We start from the raw sequence: 4231 nt of genomic DNA on the forward strand, positions 1-4231 counted from the left end.
CACACCGTTTTCTCCAAGTATTACAGTCTTTACATGAGGTGAATTAGGAAGCATTGTAATTATCACATCTGTTCTTTGTGCCACATCTTTTGGTGAAGAACCTTCCTGTGCTCCTGCTTCTACAACTTCCTTTACTGAATCCTTAAATAAGTCATATACAACAAGACTGTAGCCTGATTTCAAAAGAAGTTTCGCCATGGGTTTCCCCATTATTCCAAGACCTATAAATCCTATATTCATATTATCTACCTCCAATTTTTATTTTTGAACCAACTTTAATACTGCATCGCTTATTGCCTTTGGAGTTAATCCATAATACTCCATCAAGTCATCATAATTCTGAGCTGATGTACCAAAGCAGTCTTTTACTCCAACAAACTCTATTGGGAGATTTGTTTCTAGTCTCAAAGCTTCAGCTATAGCACTTCCAAGGCCCCCTATTATAGTGTGTTCTTCAGCAGTAACAACTGCTTTGCATCCCACTGTTGCTTCTTTTATTGCTTTTTCATCCAGAGGTTTTACTGTGCTTACATTAACTACCTTTACAGATATCCCTGCCTTCTCAAGTTCCTCTGCTGCCTCCATTGCCTTAGATATCATAACTCCATTTGCAAAAACTACAACATCTTTTCCTTCACGAATTGTATATGTTTTGCCTATAGTGTACTCTGTATCTTCACTAGTATATATCGGCAAATCATTTCGATTTATCCTTAAATATACAGGCCCTTCATACTGTGCCATTGCCCTGACCATTTTACTTGTCTCAATAGCATCAACAGGTACTATTACTGTCATATTGGGTATCGCTCTCATTATAGCAACATCTTCAATTGACTGATGCGTTGAACCGTCCCCATAATCTGATAGTCCAGAGCTTGAACCACATATTTTTACATTTAATTTTCCAATAGAAATTGTCTGTCTAATCTGATCATATGCTCTTCCCGACATAAACACAGCAAATGTACTTATAAACGGTATCTTCCCTGTAAGTGAAAGACCTGCTGCTGTTGATGCCATATTTTGCTCTGCTATACCCATTTCAAAATATCTTTCAGGGTACTTGTCCTGAAAGAAGCATGACATAGTAGACTTTCCAAGATCAGCTTCTAGTGCTACTATGTTCTTATTTTCCTTGCCAAGTTCAACAAGTGTTTCACCGTATGCTTTTCTTAAACTATTTGTACTCATCTTATAATGCACCCCCCATTCTTAATGCTTGTATATCACCTTTTGCTGTAGCGTATTGTTCCGTTGTCATTGAACCATTATGGAATGCAGCTTTATTTTCTGCAAAAGATATACATTTCCCCTTAATTGTTTCAGCTATTATAACCGTAGGTTTTCCTTTAACCTTTTCTGCACTATCCAGTGCCTCGATTATCTGAGTTACATCATGTCCATCTATCACTATTACATTCCATCCAAAAGCTTCCCATTTAGGAACGATAGGGTTGGTATTAAATCTGTCAACTACAGCTCCTGTTGCCTGAATCCTATTTCTATCAACTATTGCAACAAGGTTATCTATCTTAAAGTTTGAAGCAGCCATGGCAGCTTCCCATATTTGACCTTCAGCCATTTCTCCATCACCTATCACAACGTATACCCTGCTTTTTTTACCATCTAGCCTGAGTCCCAGTGCCATCCCATTTGCTATTGAAAGCCCCTGTCCGAGTGACCCTGTATTTGCTTCAACTCCTGGTGTTTTTGTAATATCAGGATGACCTTGAAGCATTGCCCCCAAGCATTTTACTTTTTTTAATTCTTCTTTAGGGAAAAATCCTGCTTCTGCAAGTGCTGCATATTGCACTAATGCTGCATGTCCCTTGCTTAATAAAAATCTGTCTCTATCCTCATATTTCGGATTTTCAGGGTCTAAATTCATCTTATAAAAGTATAATGCTGCAACAACATGTGCACATGAACATGAACCGCCAAGATGCCCTACTTTTCCTACTCCAATTATATCTACTATATCTTCAATTAACTGAAGCCCTTTTTCTTCTATGTTTTTTATTGTTTCCTTTGACGTCATAATTATACCTTCTTTCAATTTATTTATAAAACCTACAAGATTTTTAATCTATAGGAGTTCATACACTTTAAATCCTTCATTAGACAATAAGTTCAAAACTTTAATAATTTTATTTGCATAATACTAATTAACAACCTTTAATTCACTGTCCATTTTTGATACTTTCTCAATTGTGGTTACTATATGATCTTTTAATGTTTTCTTAACCTTTTCTATGTCTCTATCCTTTATAGCTTCAATTATTAATTTGTGATAATAAAGGCCATCAGTAACCCCTAAGTTTCTGACAATTTCAATCATAGAAACACTTAGAATATCTTTAATAATATAATTCACTTTAATAACCAGTGAATTCTTGGTTGCTTCAGCTAAAGCCATATGAAAATTTAAATCTTCAGCAGAAAATTTTTCAGTGTCATTCTTATATTTCTCCATTTTGCCATATATTACTTCAAGCTTTTCTATATCCTCCTCAGTCGCCCTTTCAACTGCCAGTGCACCTGTTTCTATTTCAATAATTTTTCTAAATTCCAAAACCTGAAGTACTTCTGTACTTTCTAGAAAAAGCATAGGCATCAGCGAGTTCATATACATATCTGCTGAAAATTCCCTCACAAACGTTCCGTCTCCTTGTCGTATCTCAAGCAATTCCAGAGCAATAAGCCTCTGTAATGCGTTTCTTACCGTTACCCTGCTTACATTAAACATCTTAACAAATTCATTTTCTGATGGAATTCTTGAACCAGGTGGCCATTCTCCACTTGCAATCTCAGCCTTTATTTGTTCAAATACTTGATTGCTAATATTATTTTGTTTAATAGGTTTAATTGCCATATGTCATTTCCTTTCTGTACCATATGCTATATAAATAATTGTTATTTATTAGTCATAATACGTAGGTTGTATTACATGTAATATTATAATATACTCATCACATATTTAATAATTTCTCTTAAACAAATTGTTTTTTTTATATTGAATAATCTTATTATAAGGTATTGACTTATTTTTTAACATGTGTCATGTGTATTAAAAAAAAGCAAATACTTGTATACTTTGTACAACTTCTTATTCCAGCACATTCATAGTATCCTTATTTGCTTATATATAGACAAATAGGACAGATCGTGCAATCTGCCCTTTTATTCTATAAATAGCTTGCATATTATTACTAAAAATCCACATTTCTATTAAAATATACTTTCATTGAATATATAATAATTATTTTAATATCTTTTATTTGCTATGCCTTCCCTTATTTGTCCCAAAACTTTAAAATAATTGTCTTGATCCTTTAGACAAGTGCCAACAAACATACAGTCTATAAGTGTTAATGCACTAATCCTCGACTCCATTGCCTCACTTCTTGACAGATTCTCCTTACCATAGGATACGAGAACCACATCCGATACTTTTGATATAGGAGATTTAAATTTTGAAGTTATAGATATAATTTTTACTCCTTTTCCCTTCCCAATTCTCAAATTCTCTACTAATTCTTTATTACTTCCGGTATTTGAAATCGCTATTATACAATCATTTTCATCATACATAGAGCTTACCATAGCTTGAAAGTGGGAATCATCATGAAATATACAGTACTTTCCTGTTCTCATAAACTTATGGTACGCATCAAGAGCTATTGCCGCAGATCCCCCCATACCAAAGAAAGCTATTCTTTTCGCATTATGAATATACCCTATAGCTTTATCCAATTCCTTACTGTCGTTTATTCTTAAACTTTCATTAAGAGAACTTATTGTGGAATTAAATATCTTTTGCATCAAAACCAATGTATCATCATTCTCTTTTATCTCCTCATGTATATTTACAAGAGGCTTTACAATTTCACTAGCTATACTTATCTTTAAATCCTGGTATCCTTTAAATCCTAATTTTTTACTAAGTCTAAACACTGTTGCTTCCCCACATTTACAATTTTCAGCAAGCTCAGTTATAGATGAATGGATAATATCCTTTGGATTTTTAAGTATGTATTCTCCAACTCTTTTTTCCGTTCCTTTTAGTTCTGAATATATATTCCTTAATCTTTCTATACCGCCTATATCATTCATTTTATTACCACCTAATAGTATTTTGGCTTTTCTAGCGATTTTATCGCACAAATTCATCCATTTCTATTATACTATAATATATCATATAATATCTAATTACATAAGTAATAACTGC

5 protein-coding genes are annotated in these 4231 nt (G+C 33.4%); all 5 read right to left on the reverse strand.

Annotated elements, in window-relative coordinates:
• Positions 1-240 (reverse strand): NAD(P)-binding domain-containing protein (locus JJE11_RS15720; RefSeq protein WP_291637307.1); only part of this gene is annotated, 240 nt, incomplete at its 3' end.
• A gap of 18 nt (positions 241-258) precedes the next feature.
• Positions 259-1194, reverse strand: coding sequence for a transketolase family protein (locus JJE11_RS15725; RefSeq protein WP_291637309.1), 936 nt, complete (start codon positions 1192-1194; stop codon positions 259-261).
• Between the two features lies 1 nt (position 1195).
• Complete coding sequence (locus tag JJE11_RS15730) at positions 1196-2041, reverse strand: transketolase (protein WP_291637312.1); 846 nt, start codon at positions 2039-2041, stop codon at positions 1196-1198.
• 123 nt (positions 2042-2164) lie between these two features.
• The gene (locus JJE11_RS15735; RefSeq protein WP_291637314.1) at positions 2165-2875 is read right to left on the reverse strand and encodes a FadR/GntR family transcriptional regulator; all 711 of its coding nucleotides are present in this window, start codon (positions 2873-2875) and stop codon (positions 2165-2167) included.
• A gap of 392 nt (positions 2876-3267) precedes the next feature.
• Positions 3268-4116: a MurR/RpiR family transcriptional regulator gene (locus JJE11_RS15740; protein WP_291637315.1), complete on the reverse strand. Its 849-nt coding sequence runs from the start codon at positions 4114-4116 to the stop codon at positions 3268-3270.
• Positions 4117-4231: the final 115 nt, after the last annotated feature.

The organism is Clostridium sp., from assembly GCF_016650095.1.
In the GTDB taxonomy this organism is placed as follows: domain Bacteria; phylum Bacillota; class Clostridia; order Clostridiales; family Clostridiaceae; genus Clostridium_AD.